This window comes from Streptomyces sp. NPDC047315 (assembly GCF_040643215.1).
Lineage (GTDB): Bacteria > Actinomycetota > Actinomycetes > Streptomycetales > Streptomycetaceae > Streptomyces.
In genome coordinates this window covers 104,651-127,373 of the sequence record NZ_JBEYTZ010000002.1, presented here as the reverse complement: position 1 = coordinate 127,373, position 22,723 = coordinate 104,651, and the positions used below count along the sequence as shown (strand labels likewise).

At 68.4% G+C, this 22,723-nt stretch carries 34 protein-coding genes; 32 read left to right on the top strand and 2 right to left on the bottom strand.

The features are described from left to right. Nucleotides 1–145: 145 nt before the first annotated feature. Both ABZ842_RS02460 and ABZ842_RS02455 read left to right on the top strand, forming a co-directional pair. Nucleotides 146–1,021 carry a helix-turn-helix transcriptional regulator gene (locus ABZ842_RS02460; RefSeq protein ID WP_361530313.1) on the top strand — a complete coding sequence of 292 codons (876 nt, stop codon included), beginning with the start codon at nt 146–148 and terminating at the stop codon, nt 1,019–1,021. Further along, entirely contained in the window at nt 1,018–1,281 is a 264-nt protein-coding gene (locus ABZ842_RS02455; protein WP_361530310.1) for a DUF397 domain-containing protein, read from the top strand. Before ABZ842_RS02460 ends, ABZ842_RS02455 begins: the two co-directional genes overlap by 4 nt. 1 nt (nt 1,282) lies before the next feature. Here ABZ842_RS02455 and ABZ842_RS02450 read toward each other — a convergent pair whose 3' ends face one another. Beyond that, entirely contained in the window at nt 1,283–3,475 is a 2,193-nt protein-coding gene (locus tag ABZ842_RS02450; RefSeq protein WP_361530307.1) for an RNA repair domain-containing protein, read from the bottom strand. Further along, nucleotides 3,462–5,162 carry an RNA ligase family protein gene (locus ABZ842_RS02445; RefSeq protein ID WP_361530304.1) on the bottom strand — a complete coding sequence of 567 codons (1,701 nt, stop codon included), beginning with the start codon at nt 5,160–5,162 and terminating at the stop codon, nt 3,462–3,464. The genes ABZ842_RS02450 and ABZ842_RS02445 overlap by 14 nt, the downstream gene beginning before the upstream one ends. An 866-nt stretch (nt 5,163–6,028) precedes the next feature. On the opposite strand from ABZ842_RS02445, the gene rpsJ reads away from it, so the two are divergent. The 30 genes from rpsJ (at nt 6,029) to rplQ (ending at nt 22,673) form a co-directional block, all read left to right on the top strand. Continuing rightward, a complete protein-coding gene (gene rpsJ, locus ABZ842_RS02440; protein WP_003948644.1) occupies nt 6,029–6,337 on the top strand; it encodes a 30S ribosomal protein S10 in 309 nt (102 codons plus the stop codon). 14 nt (nt 6,338–6,351) lie between these two features. After that, nucleotides 6,352–6,996, top strand: coding sequence for a 50S ribosomal protein L3 (gene rplC, locus ABZ842_RS02435; protein WP_361530301.1), 645 nt, complete (start codon nt 6,352–6,354; stop codon nt 6,994–6,996). A 6-nt stretch (nt 6,997–7,002) separates the two neighbouring features. Beyond that, nucleotides 7,003–7,656 carry a 50S ribosomal protein L4 gene (gene rplD / locus ABZ842_RS02430; protein ID WP_361530298.1) on the top strand — a complete coding sequence of 218 codons (654 nt, stop codon included), beginning with the start codon at nt 7,003–7,005 and terminating at the stop codon, nt 7,654–7,656. Next, nucleotides 7,656–7,988 carry a 50S ribosomal protein L23 gene (gene rplW, locus ABZ842_RS02425; protein WP_361530295.1) on the top strand — a complete coding sequence of 111 codons (333 nt, stop codon included), beginning with the start codon at nt 7,656–7,658 and terminating at the stop codon, nt 7,986–7,988. The genes rplD and rplW overlap by 1 nt, the downstream gene beginning before the upstream one ends. Before the next feature lie 51 nt (nt 7,989–8,039). Next, complete coding sequence (rplB, locus tag ABZ842_RS02420; protein WP_361530292.1) at nt 8,040–8,876, top strand: 50S ribosomal protein L2; 837 nt, start codon at nt 8,040–8,042, stop codon at nt 8,874–8,876. A 12-nt stretch (nt 8,877–8,888) separates the two neighbouring features. Further along, complete coding sequence (rpsS, locus tag ABZ842_RS02415) at nt 8,889–9,170, top strand: 30S ribosomal protein S19 (RefSeq protein WP_361530289.1); 282 nt, start codon at nt 8,889–8,891, stop codon at nt 9,168–9,170. A 52-nt stretch (nt 9,171–9,222) separates the two neighbouring features. After that, nucleotides 9,223–9,570 carry a 50S ribosomal protein L22 gene (gene rplV, locus ABZ842_RS02410; RefSeq protein WP_009997296.1) on the top strand — a complete coding sequence of 116 codons (348 nt, stop codon included), beginning with the start codon at nt 9,223–9,225 and terminating at the stop codon, nt 9,568–9,570. Further along, a complete protein-coding gene (rpsC, locus tag ABZ842_RS02405) occupies nt 9,570–10,403 on the top strand; it encodes a 30S ribosomal protein S3 (RefSeq protein WP_361151333.1) in 834 nt (277 codons plus the stop codon). The genes rplV and rpsC overlap by 1 nt, the downstream gene beginning before the upstream one ends. A gap of 5 nt (nt 10,404–10,408) precedes the next feature. After that, nucleotides 10,409–10,828 carry a 50S ribosomal protein L16 gene (gene rplP, locus ABZ842_RS02400; protein WP_361530285.1) on the top strand — a complete coding sequence of 140 codons (420 nt, stop codon included), beginning with the start codon at nt 10,409–10,411 and terminating at the stop codon, nt 10,826–10,828. Then, nucleotides 10,828–11,052 (top strand): 50S ribosomal protein L29, encoded by a 225-nt coding sequence (gene rpmC, locus ABZ842_RS02395; protein WP_323449566.1) that lies wholly within the window; start codon nt 10,828–10,830, stop codon nt 11,050–11,052. The genes rplP and rpmC overlap by 1 nt, the downstream gene beginning before the upstream one ends. Then, nucleotides 11,052–11,336, top strand: a complete 285-nt coding sequence (gene rpsQ, locus ABZ842_RS02390) for a 30S ribosomal protein S17 (RefSeq protein WP_361530282.1) — start codon at nt 11,052–11,054, stop codon at nt 11,334–11,336. The genes rpmC and rpsQ overlap by 1 nt, the downstream gene beginning before the upstream one ends. A gap of 101 nt (nt 11,337–11,437) precedes the next feature. Then, nucleotides 11,438–11,806 (top strand): 50S ribosomal protein L14, encoded by a 369-nt coding sequence (rplN, locus tag ABZ842_RS02385; protein ID WP_003956455.1) that lies wholly within the window; start codon nt 11,438–11,440, stop codon nt 11,804–11,806. A gap of 2 nt (nt 11,807–11,808) precedes the next feature. Continuing rightward, a complete protein-coding gene (rplX, locus tag ABZ842_RS02380; protein WP_361530279.1) occupies nt 11,809–12,132 on the top strand; it encodes a 50S ribosomal protein L24 in 324 nt (107 codons plus the stop codon). After that, on the top strand, nt 12,132–12,689 hold the full coding sequence (rplE, locus tag ABZ842_RS02375; protein ID WP_361530276.1) for a 50S ribosomal protein L5: 558 nt from the start codon (nt 12,132–12,134) through the stop codon (nt 12,687–12,689). Before rplX ends, rplE begins: the two co-directional genes overlap by 1 nt. 5 nt (nt 12,690–12,694) lie before the next feature. After that, complete coding sequence (locus tag ABZ842_RS02370; RefSeq protein ID WP_003956452.1) at nt 12,695–12,880, top strand: type Z 30S ribosomal protein S14; 186 nt, start codon at nt 12,695–12,697, stop codon at nt 12,878–12,880. A gap of 210 nt (nt 12,881–13,090) precedes the next feature. Next, complete coding sequence (gene rpsH, locus ABZ842_RS02365; RefSeq protein WP_006347222.1) at nt 13,091–13,489, top strand: 30S ribosomal protein S8; 399 nt, start codon at nt 13,091–13,093, stop codon at nt 13,487–13,489. Nucleotides 13,490–13,510: 21 nt separating this feature from the next. Then, the gene (rplF, locus tag ABZ842_RS02360) at nt 13,511–14,050 is read left to right on the top strand and encodes a 50S ribosomal protein L6 (RefSeq protein WP_361530273.1); all 540 of its coding nucleotides are present in this window, start codon (nt 13,511–13,513) and stop codon (nt 14,048–14,050) included. A gap of 3 nt (nt 14,051–14,053) precedes the next feature. Then, nucleotides 14,054–14,437, top strand: coding sequence for a 50S ribosomal protein L18 (gene rplR / locus ABZ842_RS02355; protein WP_361530270.1), 384 nt, complete (start codon nt 14,054–14,056; stop codon nt 14,435–14,437). 46 nt (nt 14,438–14,483) lie between these two features. Then, a complete protein-coding gene (gene rpsE / locus ABZ842_RS02350) occupies nt 14,484–15,089 on the top strand; it encodes a 30S ribosomal protein S5 (RefSeq protein WP_361530267.1) in 606 nt (201 codons plus the stop codon). Next, the gene (gene rpmD / locus ABZ842_RS02345) at nt 15,089–15,271 is read left to right on the top strand and encodes a 50S ribosomal protein L30 (RefSeq protein ID WP_006347219.1); all 183 of its coding nucleotides are present in this window, start codon (nt 15,089–15,091) and stop codon (nt 15,269–15,271) included. The genes rpsE and rpmD overlap by 1 nt, the downstream gene beginning before the upstream one ends. A 1-nt stretch (nt 15,272) precedes the next feature. Then, nucleotides 15,273–15,728 (top strand): 50S ribosomal protein L15, encoded by a 456-nt coding sequence (rplO, locus tag ABZ842_RS02340; RefSeq protein WP_361530263.1) that lies wholly within the window; start codon nt 15,273–15,275, stop codon nt 15,726–15,728. 251 nt (nt 15,729–15,979) lie between these two features. Further along, a complete protein-coding gene (secY, locus tag ABZ842_RS02335; protein WP_361530260.1) occupies nt 15,980–17,299 on the top strand; it encodes a preprotein translocase subunit SecY in 1,320 nt (439 codons plus the stop codon). Then, complete coding sequence (locus ABZ842_RS02330) at nt 17,299–17,961, top strand: adenylate kinase (RefSeq protein WP_361530257.1); 663 nt, start codon at nt 17,299–17,301, stop codon at nt 17,959–17,961. Before secY ends, ABZ842_RS02330 begins: the two co-directional genes overlap by 1 nt. Nucleotides 17,962–18,118: 157 nt before the next feature. After that, nucleotides 18,119–18,958 (top strand): type I methionyl aminopeptidase, encoded by an 840-nt coding sequence (map, locus tag ABZ842_RS02325; protein WP_361530254.1) that lies wholly within the window; start codon nt 18,119–18,121, stop codon nt 18,956–18,958. Between the two features lie 245 nt (nt 18,959–19,203). After that, entirely contained in the window at nt 19,204–19,425 is a 222-nt protein-coding gene (infA, locus tag ABZ842_RS02320) for a translation initiation factor IF-1 (RefSeq protein WP_003956442.1), read from the top strand. A gap of 61 nt (nt 19,426–19,486) precedes the next feature. Then, nucleotides 19,487–19,600, top strand: a complete 114-nt coding sequence (gene rpmJ, locus ABZ842_RS02315; RefSeq protein WP_003956441.1) for a 50S ribosomal protein L36 — start codon at nt 19,487–19,489, stop codon at nt 19,598–19,600. A 197-nt stretch (nt 19,601–19,797) separates the two neighbouring features. Next, nucleotides 19,798–20,178, top strand: coding sequence for a 30S ribosomal protein S13 (rpsM, locus tag ABZ842_RS02310; RefSeq protein WP_361530251.1), 381 nt, complete (start codon nt 19,798–19,800; stop codon nt 20,176–20,178). A 64-nt stretch (nt 20,179–20,242) separates the two neighbouring features. Then, on the top strand, nt 20,243–20,647 hold the full coding sequence (gene rpsK, locus ABZ842_RS02305; RefSeq protein WP_167986473.1) for a 30S ribosomal protein S11: 405 nt from the start codon (nt 20,243–20,245) through the stop codon (nt 20,645–20,647). 263 nt (nt 20,648–20,910) lie between these two features. Continuing rightward, nucleotides 20,911–21,933, top strand: coding sequence for a DNA-directed RNA polymerase subunit alpha (locus ABZ842_RS02300; protein WP_146481858.1), 1,023 nt, complete (start codon nt 20,911–20,913; stop codon nt 21,931–21,933). A gap of 230 nt (nt 21,934–22,163) precedes the next feature. Beyond that, complete coding sequence (rplQ, locus tag ABZ842_RS02295) at nt 22,164–22,673, top strand: 50S ribosomal protein L17 (RefSeq protein ID WP_361530247.1); 510 nt, start codon at nt 22,164–22,166, stop codon at nt 22,671–22,673. Nucleotides 22,674–22,723: the final 50 nt, after the last annotated feature.

The window sequence follows — 22,723 nt, the reverse complement described above, 5'->3', positions numbered from 1 at the left end:
ACGAAGGGCACAGCGCCGGAACAGGGATCCGCTCGGTACGTACGGATTCTGTCTCGCCGTTGTCCCGAGCTGTCCCGGCTGTCCCGCGTGACCTGGGGGTACGGCGGCCGTTGGACACGGCCAACACGTCGAAAGCGGGTGTGAAGTGGACGATGCGACGAACGTTGCGACGGACGTTACGGGTGAGGTCGACGAACCCGGTTGGGATGTCGATCCGGGCGACGAGATCGCCCCGATGATCGCGATGGTCGGCAGCCAACTGAAGCTCTGGCGGGAAGAAGCGAGGCTCAGCGCGGCGGACCTCGGGTGTCAGATCGGGTACGGCGAGGACATGGTCCGGAAGGTCGAAAGGGGCCTGCGGATTCCCCGGCCGGAGTACCTGGACAGGTCGGACCGGGTGCTGGAGGCCCACGGCAAGATCGCGGCGATGAAGAAGCAGGCGGCGGACGCGAGGTACCCGAAGAGGGTTCGGGAGCTGGCGTTGCTGGAGGCGCAGGCCGCCGAGATCCAGACGTACAACAACCACAACATCCATGGGCTGCTCCAGACGCCCGAGTACGCCCAAGCGCTCTTCACGATGCAGCGGCCTGCGCACTCGCCGAACCAGGTCGTGCGTGGGGTGGAAGCCCGAATGGCTCGGCACTCGATCTATGAGCGGTCTCCTGCTCCCGAGCTGAGTTTCATCCAGGAAGAGGTGACCCTCCGCCGGCCGATCGGGGGCAGAATGGTGCTGCGCCGACAGCTCGAACACCTCTTGGAGGTGGCCCAGTTGCGACACGTCACGTTCCAGGTGATGCCGACCGACCGCGAAGAGCACGCCGGAATGAAGGGGCTGATCCGGGTGCTGAAGTTTCCGGACGGCACTTCGGTGGGACGTTGCGAGGACGAGTTCCACGGCCGTCCCGTCTCTGATCCGAAACAGCTCCGGATCATCGAGCTGCGCTATGGCATCATCCGCACCCAGGCTCTGAACACCACCGAGTCACTGGCCTTTGTCGAGCAAGTGCTGGGAGAGACATGACCCTGAAGCCCTCCGGAAATGCTGCCGAGCTGGAGTGGTTCAAGAGCAGCTACAGCGACAGCAGCGACGGCAACGACTGCGTCGAGGTCGCCTGGTTCAAGAGCAGCTACAGCGACAGCAGCGACATCAACGACTGCGTCGAGGTCGCCACCACCCCCGGCACCATCCACGTCCGCGACTCCAAGGACACCACCCGCCCCCACCTCGACTTCACCCCGGGTGCCTGGACCGCCTTCCTCCCGTACGCCGTCGAGCGCTGACTCACGGCTCCAGACTCGGCGAACGCCAACGGGGGACGGAGCGCTCCATCGTGACCGTTACGCCTCGCAGGCCGCGGGCCCAGTCCGACGTCGCCTCGGTGAACTGGCGGATGTCCGGACGGTGGGGGCCCAGGCCCACGGTGAAGTGCAGTGGGGTGGTGCCGTGTGGGTGGGGCCAGCCCTGGATGCCGTTGAGGCCCGCGTCTTCGAGGTGGGTGATCAGGGCGCGCATCCGGCCGCGGACGCGGCCGATCAGGGCGTCGTCGGGGGTCGGGACGGTGATCACCGCCCAGGCGGCGTGCCGGTCGGTCAGGGGTGGGGCGGTGAGGAGCTGCGGTTCCGGTGCGGTGTTGGAGGAGTGTGCCGCGTCGACCGTCTCCCACGCGTCGTACAGCTCCCTCGCGATCAGGTCCCGACCGCTCGGGCCGATGCCGTCGGTGAGGGGGCGGATCGGGGCGGTGGGGGTCAGTAGTTCGAAGGTGTCCCAGTCGTGGGCGGCCCAGGTGGCGAAGAAGTCCCTGAGGAGGGCGTCGTCGGACAGGGCGGCGTCGGGGTCGGGGTCGGCGGAGTGGACCGTACGGGCGGTGAGTACGGCCCAGCCCAGGCCGGGCAGACCGCCGAACGGGGCCGAGTCCAGGCCGCGGACGCGGGCCCACGCCTTGACGCGGCGGGTCAGGCGGGCGAAGGCGTCGTGGCGTGCGGTGCCCACCAGGGTCAGGACGGCGTCCGCGTCGCTGACGGCGCTGAGCGCGATCGCGGCGGGCGGCGGCAGTTCGGTGCGGCGGGGCACGGCTTCGGCGGGTGGGACGTCGCCCGTGGCCACGACCGCGAGGTCCACGTCCAGGCCCTGGAACGAGAACTTCACACCGTCCGTACGGGCACGGGTGACCGCACGGAGGCGTACCGCGTCCGGGAGCGCGGCCCGCACCCGGTCGCGTACGTCCTCGACGGCGACCGCGCCAGGCAGCGCGAGGACCAAGTCCAGGTCCGCGCCGGGGAGTTCGCAGCGCATGCGGCGGGAGCCGGCGAGGTGGAGGGCGCCTTCCGGGAAGGCAGCGGCGAGTTGGGCGCGGGCCGTTCGCGACTGGTCGCGCAGGTCCGCGGGCGCCTGGGGCTGGAGGGGCCCCCGGCGCTCCCGGCTCTCCGCCGCCGTCGAGCTCTCCGCCCTAGCCAAGGTCGCCGCGACGCCGAAGTGGTCCGAGACGAAGAGGCCGTCCACCGGGGCGACGCCCAGGAGGTCCGTGCGTACGGGTCGGCAGGCGCCCCGCAGCAGGACGCGGTCCAGGCGGCCCGGGCGGCCCGTGGTGGAGGAGAGGGCGGCCAGGGGGTTGGTGCTCGGGTCGAAGGTCGGGGGGCCGTCCGGGGACACGTCCTGGAGGGAGAGTGCCTTCTCCGGTGTGTCCGTCGCGTCGTTGAAGTCGCCCATCAGGACCAGGTCGCCGGCCACGGAACCGAAGCCCTCGGCCAGGGCAGCGAGTTGGGAGGCGCGCAGGGCCGGGCCCTCGGGGGAGTGGTCGCTGGTCAGATGGGTCACGGCCACCGTCACGGGGGCTGCGCCGGTCTCCACCACGATTGCGGCGACCGCCTTGTGCGGGCCCAGCACGTGCAGGCCCGCCTCCCGTACCGGCAGCCGGCTGAGCAGCAGGAGGCCGTACTCGTCGGCCTCGCGGCGGCCGGGGACCAGCGCGTAGCCGGCGCCGGGCCAGTCCGCGTCGCGCAGCAGGTCGTACAGCGGCGACTGGACCTCCTGGAGGGCGATGACGTCCGCGTCGGCGGCGCGCAGGGCGTCCAGGAGGAGCAGCCGGCGGCGGGCGGTGTCCAGGAGGTGGGGGTCGTAGCGGTCCCAGAGCGTGTTCCAGGTCAGTACGCGCAGGTCGGAACTGGTGGTGCGACCGGGGGATTCGGGGACCGGGCGCGACTCGAAGAACGGCGGGCGCAGACGGCGCGGCTCGCGCACCCGGCCCGCGTCCGTCGCGTCGATCCGGTCCACACCGCTCGCGCGGTCCCAGACGACCTCGCCGTCCGCCTCGATGAACAGCACCCGGTGCCAGGGGACGTCCCCGCCGGGGACGAAGGAGGTGAACGGGATCCGCTTCGGCTCGGTGCCCCGCTGGGCGACGCCGAGCACGAACCGCGCCGGGTCGAACCGCGCGTCCCACCGCACCCGGTGATAGATCTCCTCACTCGTACGCACAAACGCTCCCCGTGTCTTCGTCTTCTACGTGGCCCGTCGCGCCGACGTACCAGGTGCGGTGCGCCTCGCCCGGGTACGGCGGGGCGAACCGGCGGAGCTGGGCCGTCAGCACCTCGGGCGGGACCGGGTGCCGTCGCGTGCCGTTGCGCCGTAGCAGCTCGTCCTCGTCGACGAGGACGACCGCGTGCGTGATCAGCGCGTCCCGGCGCGCGGCGACGGCGTGCACCAGGGAGCGCTGGTGCCGGTTGAGGGAGGTGGCGTCCCAGACGACCGTCCCGCCGCGCGCCAGTGCCGCGTCCAGTTCGGTCAGCCCGGCCCGTAGGACGTCGGAGTTTCCGCGCTGGTCGGCGCGGGAGCCGGCGGCCTCGCGGAGCGCGTCCAGCGAGATCAGCCGGTCGGCGCCCAGGCCCGCGGCGAAGCTGCTCTTGCCGCTGCCGGACGGGCCGACCAGGTGGATCAGGTGCGGGAAGTCCCCGTCGCGCCACCGCCAGGTCGCCGCGACGGCCTCCTCAGGGCCGTGGACGCGGCCCTGCGCGTACGCCTCACGGGCCTCCGCGCGGCAGCGGGCCGCGGCGTGCGGGGCGAGGCCGGGGAAGGGCCACGTGGACCAGGGCGTCGGCGCGTCGAACAGGCCCGCGTCCTGTGCGTACAGGGCGGACCACTCCACCTGCTCCCGCGCCGCCGCGTCCGGCGCGAGCGCGCGGGCGACGGCGTGCAGCACCCGCGGGTCGGCCGCGTGCGCCATGCGTACGAGGCCCGTCCGGCGCGCCTCGTCCGGGTACGGACGGTGCAGGTTCGGGCACAGCCCCACCAGGTCGGCGGCGCGGCGGGCGGTCCGCATGCCGACGGCGGGGGAGAGCCGGGCAGCGAGTCCGCTCCGCGGGTGGTCGCGCGACAGCAGGGCGAGCGCGCCGGCGAGGCGGTCGTCCCCGAGGACGCCGAAGCCTTCGACGGCGTCGAGGTTCCCGGAGTCTCCCGTCGGCGGGCAGCCCGCGGCCCGGGCCAGCTCCGCCGCGTCCACGGCGGCGCCGGAGCGTACGTCCCAGAGCGCGGCTCGTGGGCCGAGGCGGTTCGGGACGACGGCGGCGTGCATCCAGTGCGTGTCGGTCTGCACGTGCCCGGGCCGAACCCACTTCGCGACGCGGGTCGCGAAGTCGGCGTATCCGAACCCTTCGACCGTACGGACGACGTACCCCTCGCTGCGTGCGGTGTCGACCTTCAGCGCACGCAGCGCCCTCTCGGCGCGGGCGTCGTACGTGCCGCGCCACAGCACGCGCGGGGTCGGGACGCCGAGGCCGTGGAGGAAGGCGACGGTGCGGTCCCAGTCGAGGCAGTCGCCCCGCTCGTCCCAGACGGAGAAGCCGTAGAAGTGGCCGTCGAGGTCGTCGTAGGGGAGGGAGTGGCGGGCGTACAGGTTCTCGCCGCAGATCCGCCAGCCGGCGGGGATGGCGTGGGCGAGCCGGGCCTGGAGCGCCTTGACGGGGGCGCGGGAGGGGTGGTGCGCGGAGTCCAGCGAGCGGGCGTGCAGGCCGTCGGAGTAGAGGGTGGTGTTCTCGCCGTCGAGCTTCTCCGTGACGACGACGTCGCGGTCGGTGAGGGCGGGGGGTGGCGCTGAGGCGCGGATGTCGTCGGCGGAGGCGCCTGGTGACCAGGGGAGGTGTGGGGTGCGGGGGTAGTGCGTACGCATGCGACTACCCTCCGGGGGGCTGCGGGGTGAGTGGGTGCGGCCACTGTAGGAGCCGGGCCGGCTCGGGCTCGATCGAATTTGCGACGCGTGCGCTCCGCTGGGCTGTGCGGGGCGGGATGCGCCGATCCGCCGCTGCGGTGCGACCCGCCTGGCGCCTGCCACCCGTCTGTGGCTGTTCGCGCAGTTCCCCGCGCCCCCAGAACCTCGCCGTTCCCCTACGGAAGTCATTTCCACTGCGGCCCGGTGGGGCTTGTTCGCGCAGTTCCCCGCGCCCCTGTTTCGCTGCCCCCGTCACTTAGGTGCAGGCTGGCGGCGGAGGTGTTTAGGGGCTCGGGGAACTGCGAGACCAGGCACACACGGGTCGCAGGCGCCAGGCGGGCCGTACCGCAGCGGCGGATCGGCGCATCCCGCACAGCCCAGCGGAGCGCAGTGCGTGGCGGAGTTTGAAAGAAGAGGATCGGCGGGTAACCTCTTGCGCCCGATTGGCCAGGCCGCACGGCCATGTGGCAGACTGTCCGGGTTGCTCGGTTGAGTGCCGATGCTGCGCGCCTCCCGCCGGGAGGACCGGAAGCGAGTCCCACAGTACTCGTCGTCCCAACTGCCCCACGGCCCGCAAGGGCCGCACGGCAGCGCTGGGGCGGACGTACGGGAATCTTCCGGGAAGTGTCAGCGGGGTACCGACCAGGCACCCGGTGGGTGGTCTTCACCCCGACGCGCGGGCAGGGCCCGCACCCCCTTGGTTGGGATGTCCCTTGGGACATCTGCGTAGAGGGAGTGCGACACGCCCGACCGCGGGGGTCGGAGAAGGCCGCATCAGCCCGCCGGGTTCCAGAGCGTTCATCGAGAGACAGGACTACTGAGTAGCCATGGCGGGACAGAAGATCCGCATCCGGCTCAAGGCCTACGACCACGAGGTCATCGACTCCTCGGCGAAGAAGATCGTCGAGACGGTGACCCGTACTGGTGCGTCGGTCGCGGGCCCGGTGCCGCTGCCCACTGAGAAGAACGTGTACTGCGTCATCAAGTCGCCGCACAAGTACAAGGACTCGCGCGAGCACTTCGAGATGCGTACGCACAAGCGCCTGATCGACATCCTCGACCCGACGCCCAAGACCGTTGACTCGCTGATGCGCCTGGACCTTCCGGCCGGCGTTGACATCGAGATCAAGCTCTGAGAGGCCGGGAGAAGATGGCAAAGCAGATCAAGGGCGTCCTGGGCGAGAAGCTCGGCATGACCCAGGTCTGGGACGAGAACAACCGTGTCGTCCCGGTGACCGTCGTCAAGGCCGGGCCCTGTGTCGTTACCCAGGTCCGCACCAATGACAGGGACGGCTACGAGTCGGTCCAGATCGCCTTCGGCGAGATCGACCCGCGCAAGGTGAACAAGCCCCTCAAGGGTCACTTCGCCCAGGCCGACGTGACCCCCCGCCGCCACCTGGTGGAGATCCGTACCTCCGACGCCGGCGAGTACACGCTCGGCCAGGAGGTCACTGCCGAGGTGTTCGAGTCCGGCGTCAAGGTCGACGTCACGGGCAAGAGCAAGGGCAAGGGCTTCGCCGGTGTCATGAAGCGTCACAACTTCAAGGGCCTCGGCGCCGGTCACGGCACCCAGCGCAAGCACCGCTCCCCCGGCTCCATCGGTGGCTGCGCCACCCCGGGCCGCGTGTTCAAGGGCCTCCGCATGGCTGGCCGCATGGGCAACGAGCGGGTCACCACCCAGAACCTGACCGTTCACGCCGTTGACGCGGAGAAGGGCCTGCTGCTCATCAAGGGCGCGGTTCCTGGTCCGAACGGCGGCCTGGTCCTGGTCCGCACTGCGGCCAAGGGGGCCTAAGGGACTATGAGCACCATTGACATTCTGTCGCCCGCGGGCGACAAGACCGGGACCGTCGAGCTCCCGGCCGAGATCTTCGACGCCAAGGTCAGCATCCCGCTGATCCACCAGGTCGTCGTCGCGCAGCTGGCCGCTGCCCGCCAGGGCACGCACAAGGTCAAGACGCGCGGCGAGGTCCGTGGTGGCGGCAAGAAGCCGTACCGCCAGAAGGGCACCGGCCGCGCCCGTCAGGGCTCGACCCGCGCCCCGCAGTTCGCCGGCGGTGGCGTCGTCCACGGCCCCGTGCCGCGTGACTACTCGCAGCGGACCCCCAAGAAGATGAAGGCCGCCGCCCTGCGCGGTGCCCTCACCGACCGGGCCCGCAACTCCCGCATCCACGTCGTCACCGGCGTGGTCGAGGGTGAGATCTCCACCAAGGCCGCCAAGACGCTGTTCGGCAAGATCTCGGAGCGCAAGAACCTGCTCCTGGTCGTCGACCGCGCCGACGAGGCCGCGTGGCTGTCCGCCCGCAACCTGCCCCAGGTGCACATCCTGGAGCCGGGCCAGCTGAACACGTACGACGTGATCCGCTCCGAGGACGTGGTCTTCACCCAGGCCGCCTTCGAGTCCTTCGTGTCTGGCCCCGACAAGGCCGTTGAGACCGAAGGGAGCGACGCCTGATGTCCGAGAACACCACGGCGGTCGTCACCAGCAAGACCTTCTCGGACCCGCGTGACATCCTCGTCAAGCCGGTCGTTTCCGAGAAGAGCTACGCGCTGCTGGACGAGAACAAGTACACGTTCGTCGTCGACCCGCGCGCCAACAAGACCCAGATCAGGCAGGCCGTCGAGGCGGTCTTCTCGGTCAAGGTCACCGGGGTCAACACGATCAACCGGCAGGGCAAGCGCAAGCGCACCCGCACCGGTTTCGGCAAGCGCGCCAACACCAAGCGCGCCATCGTGACCCTCGCTGAGGGCGACCGCATCGACATCTTCGGCGGTCCGACCTCCTGACGGAGGTCGGAGCGTCTAGATAGTCCGGATTCTTCCGAGGACTGAGAGACAATGGGTATCCGCAAGTACAAGCCGACGACCCCGGGCCGTCGTGGCTCCAGCGTCGCCGACTTCGTCGAGATCACGCGGTCCACGCCGGAGAAGTCGCTGGTCCGCCCCCTGCACAGCAAGGGCGGCCGTAACAACACCGGTCGTGTGACCGTCCGTCACCAGGGCGGTGGCCACAAGCGCGCCTACCGCGTGATCGACTTCCGTCGTCACGACAAGGACGGCGTGCCGGCCAAGGTCGCTCACATCGAGTACGACCCCAACCGCACCGCGCGCATCGCGCTCCTGCACTACGCGGACGGCGAGAAGCGCTACATCATCGCCCCCCGCGGCCTGAGCCAGGGCGACCGGGTCGAGAACGGCCCCGGCGCCGACATCAAGCCCGGCAACAACCTGGCGCTGCGCAACATCCCGGTCGGTACGACCATCCACGCCATCGAGCTGCGGCCCGGCGGCGGTGCGAAGTTCGCCCGCTCCGCGGGTGCCTCCGTGCAGCTGCTGGCGAAGGAGGGCGTCATGGCCCACCTGCGCATGCCGTCCGGTGAGATCCGCCTGGTCGACGTCCGCTGCCGCGCCACCATCGGCGAGGTCGGCAACGCCGAGCAGTCGAACATCAACTGGGGCAAGGCCGGCCGCAAGCGGTGGAAGGGCGTCCGCCCGACCGTCCGTGGTGTCGCGATGAACCCGGTTGACCACCCGCACGGTGGTGGTGAGGGCAAGACCTCCGGTGGTCGCCACCCGGTCAGCCCGTGGGGTCAGAAGGAGGGCCGTACTCGTTCTCCCAAGAAGGCGAGCAACAAGTACATCGTCCGCCGCCGCAAGACGAACAAGAAGCGCTAGGAGCGGGTTTAGATGCCGCGCAGTCTCAAGAAGGGGCCCTTCGTCGACGACCACCTGATCAAGAAGGTGGACGCCCAGAACGAAGCCGGCACCAAGAACGTCATCAAGACCTGGTCCCGTCGCTCGATGATCGTCCCGGCCATGCTCGGCCACACGATCGCGGTGCACAACGGCAAGATCCACGTCCCGGTGTTCGTCACCGAGTCGATGGTCGGCCACAAGCTCGGCGAGTTCTCGCCGACTCGCACCTTCCGCGGCCACGTCAAGGACGACCGGAAGTCGAAGCGCCGCTAACAGCGGGGTGTGAACGACTATGACGAACGTGTCAGACACTGAAGGGACAACCATGGAAGCCAGGGCCCAGGCGCGGTACATCCGCGTCACGCCCATGAAGGCCCGCCGCGTGGTGGACCTCATCCGTGGCATGGACGCCACGGAGGCTCAGGCGGTCCTGCGTTTCGCCCCGCAGGCCGCGAGCGTGCCGGTCGGCAAGGTGCTGGACAGCGCCATCGCCAACGCCGCGCACAACTACGACCACACCGACGCCTCCACGCTGGTCATCAGCGAGGCGTACGTGGATGAGGGCCCGACCCTGAAGCGGTTCCGGCCGCGCGCCCAGGGCCGCGCCTACCGGATCCGTAAGCGGACCAGCCACATCACCGTGGTCGTCAGCAGCAAGGAAGGAACCCGGTAATGGGCCAGAAGGTTAACCCGCATGGGTTCCGGCTCGGCATCACCACGGACTTCAAGTCCCGCTGGTACGCCGACAAGCTGTACAAGGACTACGTCAAGGAAGACGTCGCCATCCGTCGGATGATGACGTCCGGCATGGAGCGCGCCGGCATCTCGAAGGTGGAGATCGAGCGCACCCGTGACCGCGTGCGGGTGGACATCCACACCGCCCGCCCGGGCATCGTCATCGGCCGCCGTGGCGCCGAGGCCGACCGCATCCGCGGCGACCTCGAAAAGCTCACCGGCAAGCAGGTCCAGCTGAACATCCTCGAGGTCAAGAACCCCGAGGTGGACGCTCAGCTGGTGGCCCAGGCCGTGGCCGAGCAGCTGTCCTCCCGCGTCTCCTTCCGCCGCGCCATGCGCAAGAGCATGCAGTCGGCGATGAAGGCGGGCGCCAAGGGCATCAAGATCCAGTGCGGTGGCCGTCTCGGCGGCGCCGAGATGTCCCGCTCGGAGTTCTACCGCGAGGGCCGCGTGCCGCTGCACACGCTCCGCGCGAACGTCGAGTACGGCTTCTTCGAGGCCAAGACCACCTTCGGCCGCATCGGCGTGAAGGTCTGGATCTACAAGGGCGACGTCAAGAACATCGCCGAGGTCCGCGCCGAGAACGCCGCTGCCCGCGCCGGCAACCGCCCGGCCCGTGGCGGTTCCGACCGCCCGGCCGGCCGTGGTGGCCGCGGTGGCGAGCGTGGCGGTCGCGGTCGTAAGCCGCAGCAGAGCGCCGCTGCCGAGGCCCCCAAGGCCGAGGCCGCTGCCGCTGCTCCGGCTGCTGAGAGCACCGGAACGGAGGCCTGACCGCCATGCTGATCCCCCGTAGGGTCAAGCACCGCAAGCAGCACCACCCGAAGCGCAGTGGTATGGCCAAGGGCGGTACGACGGTTGCGTTCGGCGAGTACGGCATCCAGGCCATCACGCCGGCGTACGTGACCAACCGCCAGATCGAGGCGGCCCGTATCGCGATGACCCGCCACATCAAGCGTGGCGGCAAGGTCTGGATCAACATCTACCCGGACCGCCCGCTGACCAAGAAGCCCGCCGAGACCCGCATGGGTTCCGGTAAGGGTTCCCCGGAGTGGTGGGTCGCGAACGTCAAGCCCGGTCGGGTGATGTTCGAGCTGTCCTACCCGAACGAGAAGATTGCTCGTGAGGCGCTCACCCGCGCTGCTCACAAGCTTCCGATGAAGTGCCGCATCGTTCGGCGCGAGGCAGGTGAGGCGTGATGTCGGCCGGAACCAAGGCGTCCGAGCTGCGCGAGCTGGGCAGCGAGGAGCTTGTTGACAAGCTCCGCGAGGCCAAGGAAGAGCTGTTCAACCTCCGCTTCCAGGCGGCGACCGGTCAGCTTGAGAACCACGGCCGGCTCAAGGCCGTCCGTAAGGACATCGCGCGGATCTACACCCTGATGCGCGAGCGCGAGCTGGGCATCGAGACGGTGGAGAGCGCCTGATGAGCGAGAACAACGTGACTGAGCAGAAGATCGAGCGCAACGCGCGCAAGACCCGCGAGGGCCTGGTCGTCAGCGACAAGATGGACAAGACCGTCGTCGTCGCCGTCGAGGACCGCGTCAAGCACGCTCTGTACGGCAAGGTCATCCGCCGTACGAACAAGCTCAAGGCCCACGACGAGCAGAACGCTGCCGGCGTCGGCGACCGCGTCCTCCTGATGGAGACCCGGAAGCTGTCGTCGACCAAGCACTGGCGCGTCGTCGAGATCCTCGAGAAGGCCAAGTAATCGCCCGAGGGGCAACTCCCCTCGGGTCAGTTCCGCCAGGCTCCGGGGGGCCGCTTGCGAGCGGCCCCCCGGGGAACCGGCAGACACACAGGAGATAAGACGTGATCCAGCAGGAGTCGCGGCTGCGCGTCGCCGACAACACTGGTGCCAAGGAGATCCTTTGCATCCGTGTTCTCGGTGGCTCGGGCCGCCGCTACGCGGGCATCGGTGACGTCATCGTCGCCACCGTCAAGGACGCGATCCCCGGTGGCAACGTGAAGAAGGGTGACGTCGTCAAGGCGGTCATCGTTCGCACCGTCAAGGAGCGCCGCCGCCAGGACGGCTCGTACATCCGCTTCGACGAGAACGCCGCCGTCATTCTGAAGAACGACGGCGACCCTCGCGGCACCCGTATCTTCGGCCCCGTCGGCCGTGAGCTGCGCGAGAAGAAGTTCATGAAGATCATCTCGCTCGCGCCGGAGGTGCTGTAAGCATGAAGATCAAGAAGGGCGACCTGGTCCAGGTCATCACCGGTAAGGACAAGGGCAAGCAGGGCAAGGTCATCGCGGCCTTCCCCCGCGAGGACCGCGTCCTGGTCGAGGGTGTCAACCGGGTCAAGAAGCACACCAAGGCGAACCAGCCCGGCCGCGCCTCGCAGGCCGGCGGGATCGTGACCACCGAGGCCCCCGTCCACGTGAGCAACGTTCAGCTCGTCGTGGAGAAGGACGGCAAGAAGGTCGTGACCCGCGTCGGTTACCGCTTCGACGAAGAGGGCAACAAGATCCGCGTTGCCAAGCGGACGGGTGAGGACATCTGATGGCTACCACCACCACTCCGCGCCTCAAGGCGAAGTACCGCGAGGAGATCAAGGGCAAGCTGCTTGAGGAGTTCTCGTACGAGAACGTCATGCAGGTCCCGGGCCTCGTGAAGATCGTGGTCAACATGGGTGTGGGCGACGCCGCCCGCGACTCCAAGCTGATCGAGGGCGCCATCAAGGACCTCACCACGATCACCGGTCAGAAGCCGGCCGTCACCAAGGCCCGCAAGTCCATCGCGCAGTTCAAGCTGCGCGAGGGCCAGCCGATCGGTGCCCACGTCACGCTCCGTGGCGACCGCATGTGGGAGTTCCTGGACCGCACCCTGTCGCTCGCGCTGCCGCGCATCCGCGACTTCCGCGGCCTGTCCCCGAAGCAGTTCGACGGCCGTGGCAACTACACCTTCGGTCTCACGGAGCAGGTCATGTTCCACGAGATCGACCAGGACAAGATCGACCGCGTCCGGGGTATGGACATCACCGTGGTGACCACGGCGACCAACGACGACGAGGGCCGCGCCCTCCTTCGTCACCTCGGCTTCCCCTTCAAGGAGGCGTGAGCGAGATGGCGAAGAAGGCTCTCATTGCCAAGGCCGCCCGCAAGCCCAAGTTCGGTGTGCGCGCGTACACCCGCTGCCAGCGCTGTGGCCGTCCGCACTCCGTGTACCGCAAGTTCGGCCTCTGCCGCGTGTGCCTTCGTGAGATGGCTCACCGTGGCGAGCTGCCGGGCGTGACCAAGAGCTCCTGGTAATTCCCCTTTCGGGGAACCCCGGAGTCTCTCGGTAAGCAGACGGGTGGCGGTCGCCCCACCCTCCATGGCTTAGGCTTGGAGGGTTGGGCGCCCGCCGCCTGATACGACTTACTACGCCGTAGGTCCCCGCGCCGCACCCGTCCCGCCCCTGTGTGGGGAGAGGGATGGCGCATACAGGAAACCCCGGCGAGAGAGGCCGAAGGCCAATTCATGACCATGACTGATCCGATCGCAGACATGCTGACGCGTCTGCGGAACGCGAACTCGGCGTACCACGACTCCGTGACGATGCCGCACAGCAAGATCAAGTCGCACATCGCGGAGATCCTCCAGCAGGAGGGCTTCATCACGGGCTGGAAGGTCGAGGACGCCGAGGTCGGCAAGAACCTCGTCCTGGAGCTCAAGTTCGGCCCGAACCGTGAGCGCTCCATCGCGGGCATCAAGCGGATCTCGAAGCCGGGTCTTCGCGTGTACGCAAAGTCCACCAACCTGCCCAAGGTCCTCGGCGGCCTCGGCGTGGCGATCATCTCCACGTCGCACGGTCTCCTGACCGGCCAGCAGGCGCAGAAGAAGGGCGTGGGTGGGGAAGTCCTCGCCTACGTCTGGTAGTACGGGAACGGAGGAATAGCAATGTCGCGTATCGGCAAGCTCCCCATCCAGGTTCCCGCCGGTGTGGACGTCACCATCGAGGGTCGTACGGTCTCGGTGAAGGGCCCCAAGGGCTCCCTCACCCACGTCGTCGCGGCGCCGATCGAGATCGTGAAGGGCGAGGACGGCGTTCTGAACGTCTCCCGTCCCAACGACGAGCGTCAGAACAAGGCCCTCCACGGCCTGTCCCGCACGCTGGTGGCGAACATGATCACCGGCGTGACCAAGGGGTACACGAAGGCGCTCGAAATCAGCGGTGTCGGTTACCGCGTCGCCGCGAAGGGCTCCAACCTGGAGTTCCAGCTCGGCTACAGCCACCCGATCCTGGTGGAGGCCCCCGAGGGCATCTCCTTCAAGGTCGAGTCGCCGACCAAGTTCTCTGTCGAGGGCATCGACAAGCAGAAGGTCGGCGAGGTCGCCGCGAACATCCGCAAGCTGCGCAAGCCCGACCCGTACAAGGCCAAGGGCGTCAAGTACGCGGGCGAGGTCATCCGCCGCAAGGTCGGAAAGGCGGGTAAGTAAGCCATGGCATTCGGTGTGAAGATCGCCAAGGGTGACGCGTACAAGCGCGCCGCCATCAAGCGCCGCCACATCCGCGTCCGCAAGCGCATCTCCGGCACGCCGGAGCGTCCGCGCCTGGTCGTGACGCGTTCCAACCGCCACATCGTGGCGCAGGTCATCGACGACATCGCGGGCCACACGCTCGCGTCGGCGTCGACCCTGGACACCTCGATCCGCGGTGGCGAGGGCGACAAGAGCGCCCAGGCCCAGCAGGTCGGCGCCCTGGTCGCGGAGCGTGCCAAGGCCGCCGGTGTCGAGGCTGTCGTGTTCGACCGTGGTGGCAACCAGTACGCCGGGCGGATTGCCGCTCTGGCTGACGCCGCCCGCGAGGCCGGGCTGAAGTTCTGAGCCCCGGTTCCGGAGCTAGCGGACGTAACAGAGAGAGGTAATTCCAATGGCTGGACCCCAGCGCCGCGGAAGCGGTGCCGGTGGCGGCGAGCGGCGGGACCGGAAGGGCCGTGACGGCGGCGCGTCTGCCGCCGAGAAGACCGCGTACGTCGAGCGCGTCGTCGCGATCAACCGCGTCGCCAAGGTTGTGAAGGGTGGTCGTCGCTTCAGCTTCACCGCGCTGGTCGTGGTGGGCGACGGTGACGGCACCGTGGGTGTCGGTTACGGCAAGGCCAAGGAGGTGCCGGCCGCCATCGCCAAGGGTGTTGAGGAGGCCAAGAAGCACTTCTTCAAGGTCCCCCGCATCCAGGGCACCATCCCCCACCCCATCCAGGGCGAGAAGGCTGCGGGCGTCGTCCTGCTCAAGCCGGCTTCCCCCGGTACGGGTGTTATCGCCGGTGGTCCGGTGCGCGCCGTCCTGGAGTGCGCCGGCGTCCACGACATCCTGTCGAAGTCGCTCGGCTCCGACAACGCGATCAACATCGTGCACGCGACCGTGGCGGCCCTGAAGGGCCTGCAGCGTCCGGAGGAGATCGCGGCCCGCCGCGGTCTGCCGCTTGAGGACGTCGCCCCCGCGGCCCTGCTTCGTGCGCGTGCGGGAGCGGGTGCGTAATGGCCCGCCTCAAGATCACGCAGACGAAGTCGTACATCGGCAGCAAGCAGAACCACCGTGACACGCTGCGTTCGCTCGGGCTGAAGAAGCTCAACGACGTGGTCGTCAAGGAGGACCGTCCCGAGTTCCGCGGCATGGTGCACACCGTCCGCCACCTCGTGACGGTCGAGGAGGTCGACTGACATGGCGGAGCAGAACCCGCTGAGGGTCCACAACCTCCGTCCCGCCCCGGGCGCCAAGACCGCGAAGACCCGTGTCGGTCGCGGTGAGGCGTCGAAGGGTAAGACGGCCGGTCGTGGCACCAAGGGCACCAAGGCCCGCTACCAGGTTCCGGAGCGCTTCGAGGGCGGGCAGATGCCCCTCCACATGCGCCTCCCGAAGCTCAAGGGCTTCAAGAACCCGTTCCGCACCGAGTACCAGGTCGTGAACCTGGACAAGTTGGCCGCGCTCTACCCCGAGGGTGGCGAGGTCACGGTGGCCGATCTGGTCGCCAAGGGTGCGGTTCGCAAGAACCAGCTCGTCAAGGTCCTCGGCCAGGGTGAGGTCTCCGTGGCGCTGCAGGTGACGGTCGACGCCGTCTCCGGCTCCGCCAAGGAGAAGATCGCCGCTGCCGGCGGTACCGTCACCGAACTCGTCTGAGACGGGCTCAGTGGCCGCAGGCTGAACACCGACCGGGGATGCCTCCCAAAAGGGGCATCCCCGGTTGGTCGTTCCAAGGGTGGCACCGTCGCCGGTAAGGTAACGGCGTCCACTGCTGTGGAGAACTCCGAACGGTTTGGTTCCCGACGGGAACCTCACCGGGCGTTTTGCTGTTAGTTAGCTGATAAGTATCCGTCGATCCTCAAGACCGTCACCTCTGACGCAGTAGCGCGGGGGTCGCAGGAGGCACCGTGCTCACCGCGTTCGCCCGAGCGTTCAAGACGCCCGACCTGCGCAAGAAGCTGCTCTTCACACTGGGCATCATCATTCTGTTCCGCCTCGGATCGCACATCCCGATCCCAGGCGTCGACTACCAGAACGTCCAGATCTGTGTCGACCAGGCGTCCAAGAGCAACAACAGCCTGTTCGGCCTGGTGAACGTGCTCAGCGGTGGGGCGCTGCTGCAGATCACCATCTTCGCGCTCGGCATCATGCCGTACATCACGGCGAGCATCATTCTCCAACTGCTGACCGTGGTCATCCCGCGCCTGGAAGCCCTCAAGAAGGAGGGCCAGTCCGGTACGGCGAAGATCACCCAGTACACCCGCTACCTGACGGTCGCGCTGGCCGTGCTCCAGGGCACGGGTCTGGTGGCGACGGCCCGTAGCGGCATGCTGTTCCAGGGCTGCTCGGTCGGTTCGCAGATCGTGCCAGACCAATCGATCTTCACGACCGTGGTCATGGTCATCACGATGACCGCGGGCACCGCCGTCACGATGTGGCTGGGCGAGCTGATCACCGACCGCGGCATCGGCAACGGCATGTCGATCCTGATGTTCATCGCGATCGCCTCGGCCTTCCCCGGCCAGCTGTGGGCCATCAAGGAGAGCGGCACGCTCGCCAAGGGCTGGATCGAGTTCGGCACCGTCATCCTGATCGGCTTCGTGATGGTGGCGCTGGTGGTCTTCGTCGAACAGGCCCAGCGCAGGATCCCCGTCCAGTACGCGAAGCGGATGATCGGGCGCCGTTCGTACGGCGGCACCTCCACGTACATCCCGCTGAAGGTGAACCAGGCGGGTGTGATCCCCGTCATCTTCGCGTCGTCGCTGCTCTACATCCCGGCGCTGATCGCGCAGTTCTCCAGCGGCTCGTCCGGCTGGAAGCGTTGGATCGAAGCACACCTGGTCAAGGGCGACCACCCGTACTACATCATCACGTACTTCCTGCTGATCGTCTTCTTCGCCTTCTTCTACGTGGCCATCTCGTTCAACCCCGAGGAAGTCGCGGACAACATGAAGAAGTATGGTGGATTCATCCCGGGCATCCGGGCTGGTCGACCTACCGCCGAGTACCTGAGCTACGTGCTCAACAGGATCACTTGGCCTGGCTCGCTGTACCTGGGTCTGATTGCTCTCGTCCCGACGATGGCGTTGGTGGGCTTCGGAGGCGCTAACCAGAACTTCCCGTTCGGCGGGACGAGCATCCTCATCATCGTGGGTGTGGGTCTGGAGACCGTGAAGCAGATCGAGAGCCAGCTCCAGCAGCGCAATTACGAAGGGTTCCTCCGCTGATGCGAATCGTCCTCGTCGGACCTCCCGGGGCCGGCAAGGGAACGCAGGCTGCGTACCTTGCCGAGAACCTGTCGATCCCGCACATCTCCACGGGTGACCTCTTCCGCGCCAACATCAGCCAGGGCACCGACCTGGGCCGTCAGGCCAAGTCCTACATGGACGCCGGTGAACTGGTTCCCGACGAGGTCACCATCGGCATGGCGAAGGAGCGGATGGGCCGCCCGGACGCCGTCGGGGGCTTCCTCCTCGACGGCTTCCCGCGCAACGTGTCCCAGGCCGAGGCGCTGGACGCGATGCTGAAGTCCGAGGGCATGACCCTGGACGCGGTGCTGGACCTGGAGGTCCCCGAGGACGAGGTCGTGAAGCGGATCGCGGGTCGCCGCATCTGCCGCAACGACTCCAGCCACGTCTTCCACGTGGCGTACCAGCCGCCGAAGCAGGAGGGCGTCTGCGACGTCTGCGGCGGCGAGCTGTACCAGCGCGACGACGACTCCGAGTCGACCGTCCGCAAGCGCCTGGAGGTCTACCACACCCAGACCGAGCCGATCATCGACTACTACCGGGGCCAGGGCCTCGTGGTGACGATCTCGGCGCTCGGTCCGGTCACCGAGGTGACGCAGCGGGCGATGGAAGCGCTGGACAAGGACAAGGCGAAGGGCTGACGAGCCCCGCCCGGGGCCGGTGGGCCCCGTAGTACGAGATACGGCCGCGGTGTCTGACGGACGCCGCGGCCGTACTGTTGAGCGAGACGAGAGCCGTCGGCGTCACCCGGGTGACCGGTCGCGCGGGTGACTGAAGGTGAAAGGCAAGGATTCGGGCATGGTGCAGCTCAAGACCCCGGAGCAGATCGCGAAGATGCGCGCGGCGGGGCTGGTCGTCGCCGCGATCCACGCGGCGACCCGGGAGGCCGCGGTGCCCGGCGCCACCACGAAGGACCTGGACGAGGTCGCCCGCAAGGTGCTCGCCGAGCACGGCGCCAAGTCGAACTTCCTCGGGTACGGCGGCTTCCCCGCCACCATCTGCACCTCGGCCAACGAGGTCGTGGTCCACGGCATCCCGGACGACAAGACCGTCCTCAAGGACGGCGACATCATCTCGATCGACGCGGGCGCCGTCGTCGACGGCTGGCACGGCGACGCGGCCTTCACCGCCTTCGTCGGCACCGGTCACGCTCCGGAGCTGGTCGAGCTCTCCCGGGTGACCGAGGAGTCGATGTGGGCCGGGATCGCCGCGATGAAGGCGGGCAACCGGCTCGTCGACCTGTCGCGGGCGATCGAGACGTACATCCGCCGTCAGCCGAAGCCGGGCGGCGGCCGGTACGGGATCATCGAGGAGTACGGCGGCCACGGCATCGGGACCGAGATGCACATGGAGCCCCACCTGCTGAACTACGTCGCCCGCAAGCGCGGCAAGGGCCCGCGGCTGGTGCCCGGCCTCTGCCTGGCGATCGAGCCGATGGTCTCGCTCGGCACGCCGAAGACCGAGGTGCTGGCGGACGAGTGGACCGTGATCACCACGGACGGCACCTGGTCCTCGCACTGGGAGCACTCGGTGGCGCTCACCGAGGAGGGCCCGCTGGTGCTGACCTCGCCGGACGGCGGCAAGGCGAAGCTGGCGGAGCTGGGCATCACGGCCGCGCCGGACCCGCTGGCCGGCTGAACCGTCCGATCCATCCCATCCATCTGATGAGTCTGATCCATCCGAAGTCGGTCATACCGATCGGCGGCGCACCCGGGGGACCGGGTGCATAAGGATCTTGCCGAGCGGGCAGGCTTGCTGGATTCGTCTTTTCGGATGGCCTGACGTAGACTGATGCGTCGGCTCTCGTGTACCCGTCTGCCCGCGTGCGGGCGGCCCGGTGGACTACGGGAGTCGATCAAGGTAGCCGATTCGAAGGGCGAAGCGTGGCCAAGAAGCAAGGTGCCATCGAGATCGAGGGCACCGTGATCGAGTCCCTCCCGAACGCGATGTTCAAGGTGGAGCTTCAGAACGGTCACAAGGTCCTCGCGCACATCTCCGGCAAGATGCGGATGCACTACATCCGAATCCTTCCGGACGACCGGGTCGTCGTGGAGCTCTCTCCGTACGACCTGACGCGTGGCCGGATCGTCTACCGCTACAAGTAGATCTTGTCCCGTCCCTCCCCCGCGGAGGGCGGTGGCACTGACCCGGAGAACCTCACATCCCATGAAGGTCAAGCCGAGCGTCAAGAAGATCTGCGACAAGTGCAAGGTGATCCGCCGTCACGGTCGGGTCATGGTCATCTGCGACAACCTGCGCCACAAGCAGCGCCAGGGCTGACGCACGCCGACCTGTACTTCGCAGTACTTCGCGCGACGCAAGCAACGCATTCGTACATACGCAGAGCCCGCCCAGCCCGTAGGGGCCGGCGACACCTCCGGCGGGGGCCGGGGACCCGGACGTACCACTGCCCAGCAGGGCGGTCGGCGGTCGGGAGCGGTTCTGCGGAAGACCCCCGAGCACACAGGAGCCATTGAATGGCACGCGTTTCCGGTGTCGACATCCCGCGCGAAAAGCGCGTGGAGATCGCACTCACCTACGTCTTCGGTGTCGGGCGCACCCGGTCCAAGGAGATCCTCTCCGCGACCGGCGTGAACCCGGACACCCGCGTTCGTGACCTGTCCGAAGAGGACCTGGTCAAGATCCGCGAGTACGTGGACGCCAACCTCCGCACCGAGGGTGACCTCCGCCGCGAGATCCAGGCCGACATCCGCCGCAAGGTCGAGATCGGCTGTTACCAGGGTCTGCGCCACCGTCGTGGCCTGCCGGTCCACGGTCAGCGCACCAGCACGAACGCCCGTACCCGCAAGGGCCCGCGTCGCGCCATCGCCGGTAAGAAGAAGCCGGGCAAGAAGTAGTCCTCAGCGGACGCTCATCCGCGGTCTTCGCTGTAGGACCGACCACCTCCCGTAGGAGTAATAGATGCCCCCCAAGGGACGTCAGGGCGCTGTCAAGAAGGTGCGCCGCAAGGAAAAGAAGAACGTCGCTCACGGCCACGCGCACATCAAGAGCACGTTCAACAACACCATCGTGTCGATCACGGACCCCGCGGGCAACGTGATCTCCTGGGCCTCCGCCGGCCACGTCGGCTTCAAGGGCTCCCGGAAGTCCACGCCGTTCGCCGCGCAGATGGCGGCGGAGTCCGCCGCGCGTCGTGCGCAGGAGCACGGCATGCGCAAGGTCGACGTGTTCGTCAAGGGCCCCGGCTCCGGCCGTGAGACCGCGATCCGCTCGCTCCAGGCCACGGGCCTGGAGGTCGGCTCGATCCAGGACGTCACCCCGACGCCGCACAACGGCTGCCGTCCGCCGAAGCGCCGCCGCGTCTGACGCTGCGCGCACGGGCGGGCGCCGTCCGGCTGGGGGTGTGGGGGTTATCCCCCACATGTCGCAGCACGGCTGCCGTCCGCCGAACCGCCGCCGCGTCTGACGCTGCGCGCGCCTGCGGGCACGGGGCCTGCGAAGGCTCCGGCTGCTTGGCCGTTTGTTCGGGCGGTACGGCCCATTCGGGTCGTACCGCCCGTACCCTTTGTTTTGTGCAACACCTGTCGGGCGTCAAATAGCGGGCGCCCCCGACTGAAGGAACGATCCGCATGCTGATCGCTCAGCGTCCCTCGCTGACCGAAGAGGTCGTCGACGAGTACCGCTCCCGGTTCGTGATCGAGCCGCTGGAGCCGGGCTTCGGCTACACCCTCGGCAACTCCCTCCGCCGTACCCTCCTCTCCTCGATCCCGGGTGCGGCGGTCACGTCCATCCGCGTCGACGGCGTCCTGCACGAGTTCACCACCGTGCCCGGCGTGAAGGAGGACGTCACCGACCTGATCCTGAACATCAAGCAGCTCGTGGTCTCCAGCGAGCACGACGAGCCCGTCGTGATGTACCTGCGCAAGCAGGGCCCGGGTCTGGTCACCGCCGCCGACATCGCGCCCCCGGCCGGTGTCGAGGTGCACAACCCCGACCTCGTCCTCGCCACGCTGAACGGCAAGGGCAAGCTGGAGATGGAGCTGACCGTCGAGCGCGGTCGCGGCTACGTCTCCGCCGTGCAGAACAAGCAGGTGGGCCAGGAGATCGGCCGCATTCCTGTCGACTCCATCTACTCGCCGGTGCTCAAGGTCACGTACAAGGTCGAGGCCACCCGAGTCGAGCAGCGCACCGACTTCGACAAGCTGATCGTCGACGTCGAGACCAAGCAGGCGATGCGTCCGCGCGACGCCATGGCCTCCGCCGGCAAGACCCTGGTCGAGCTGTTCGGTCTCGCCCGCGAGCTGAACATCGACGCCGAGGGCATCGACATGGGCCCGTCCCCGACGGACGCCGCGCTCGCCGCGGACCTGGCCCTGCCGATCGAGGAGCTGGAGCTCACGGTCCGCTCCTACAACTGCCTCAAGCGCGAGGGCATCCACTCGGTGGGCGAGCTGGTGGCCCGCTCCGAGGCGGACCTGCTCGACATCCGCAACTTCGGTGCGAAGTCGATCGACGAGGTCAAGGCGAAGCTGGCCGGCATGGGCCTGGCGCTCAAGGACAGCCCGCCCGGATTCGACCCCACCGCCGCGGCTGACGCGTTCGGCGCGGATGACGACGCGGATGCGGGTTTCGTCGAGACCGAGCAGTACTAAGCGGTTCCACCGGGGTCGGGTGTTTACGGGAGACCGTAGGCCCGACCACCGGTGGGCGACTGCGCGTCCGCTGTTGCTGGTCGCGCAGTTCCCCGCGCCCCTAAAAGCACCACCCCAGCGCCCCCAAAGCACCTCCGGGGCGTGGCAACAAAACTGCCCGTGGGCGTCCGCCTGCGGGGACCTGACATCGGTACCTGACACGGCCGGTGCAGTACACAAGGAGAAACACCATGCCGAAGCCCGCCAAGGGCGCCCGTCTGGGCGGCAGCGCAGCGCACGAGCGGCTGCTCCTCGCGAACCTCGCGAAGGCGCTGTTCGAGCACGGCCGCATCACCACGACCGAGGCCAAGGCCCGCCGCCTGCGTCCGGTCGCCGAGCGGCTGATCACCAAGGCGAAGAAGGGCGACATCCACAACCGTCGCCTGGTCCTGCAGACGATCACGGACAAGGGCATCGTGCACACGCTCTTCACCGAGATCGCCCCGCGGTACGCCGAGCGCCCGGGTGGCTACACCCGGATCACCAAGATCGGCAACCGCCGTGGTGACAACGCGCGCATGGCCGTGATCGAGCTCGTCGAGGGCGAGATCGCCAAGAAGGCGACCGTCGCCGAGGCCGAGGCCGCGACGGTGCGCGCGGTCAAGGAGGACGCCCTGAAGAAGGAGTCCGACGAGGCCGCCGAGGCTCCGGTCGAGGACGCCAAGCCGGCCGCCGAGGCCGCGGAGTCCAAGGACGCCTGATCGGTTCGCCGATCGCGTCGCAAGGCTGGTGGACGGGCCCGTTCCCCCTC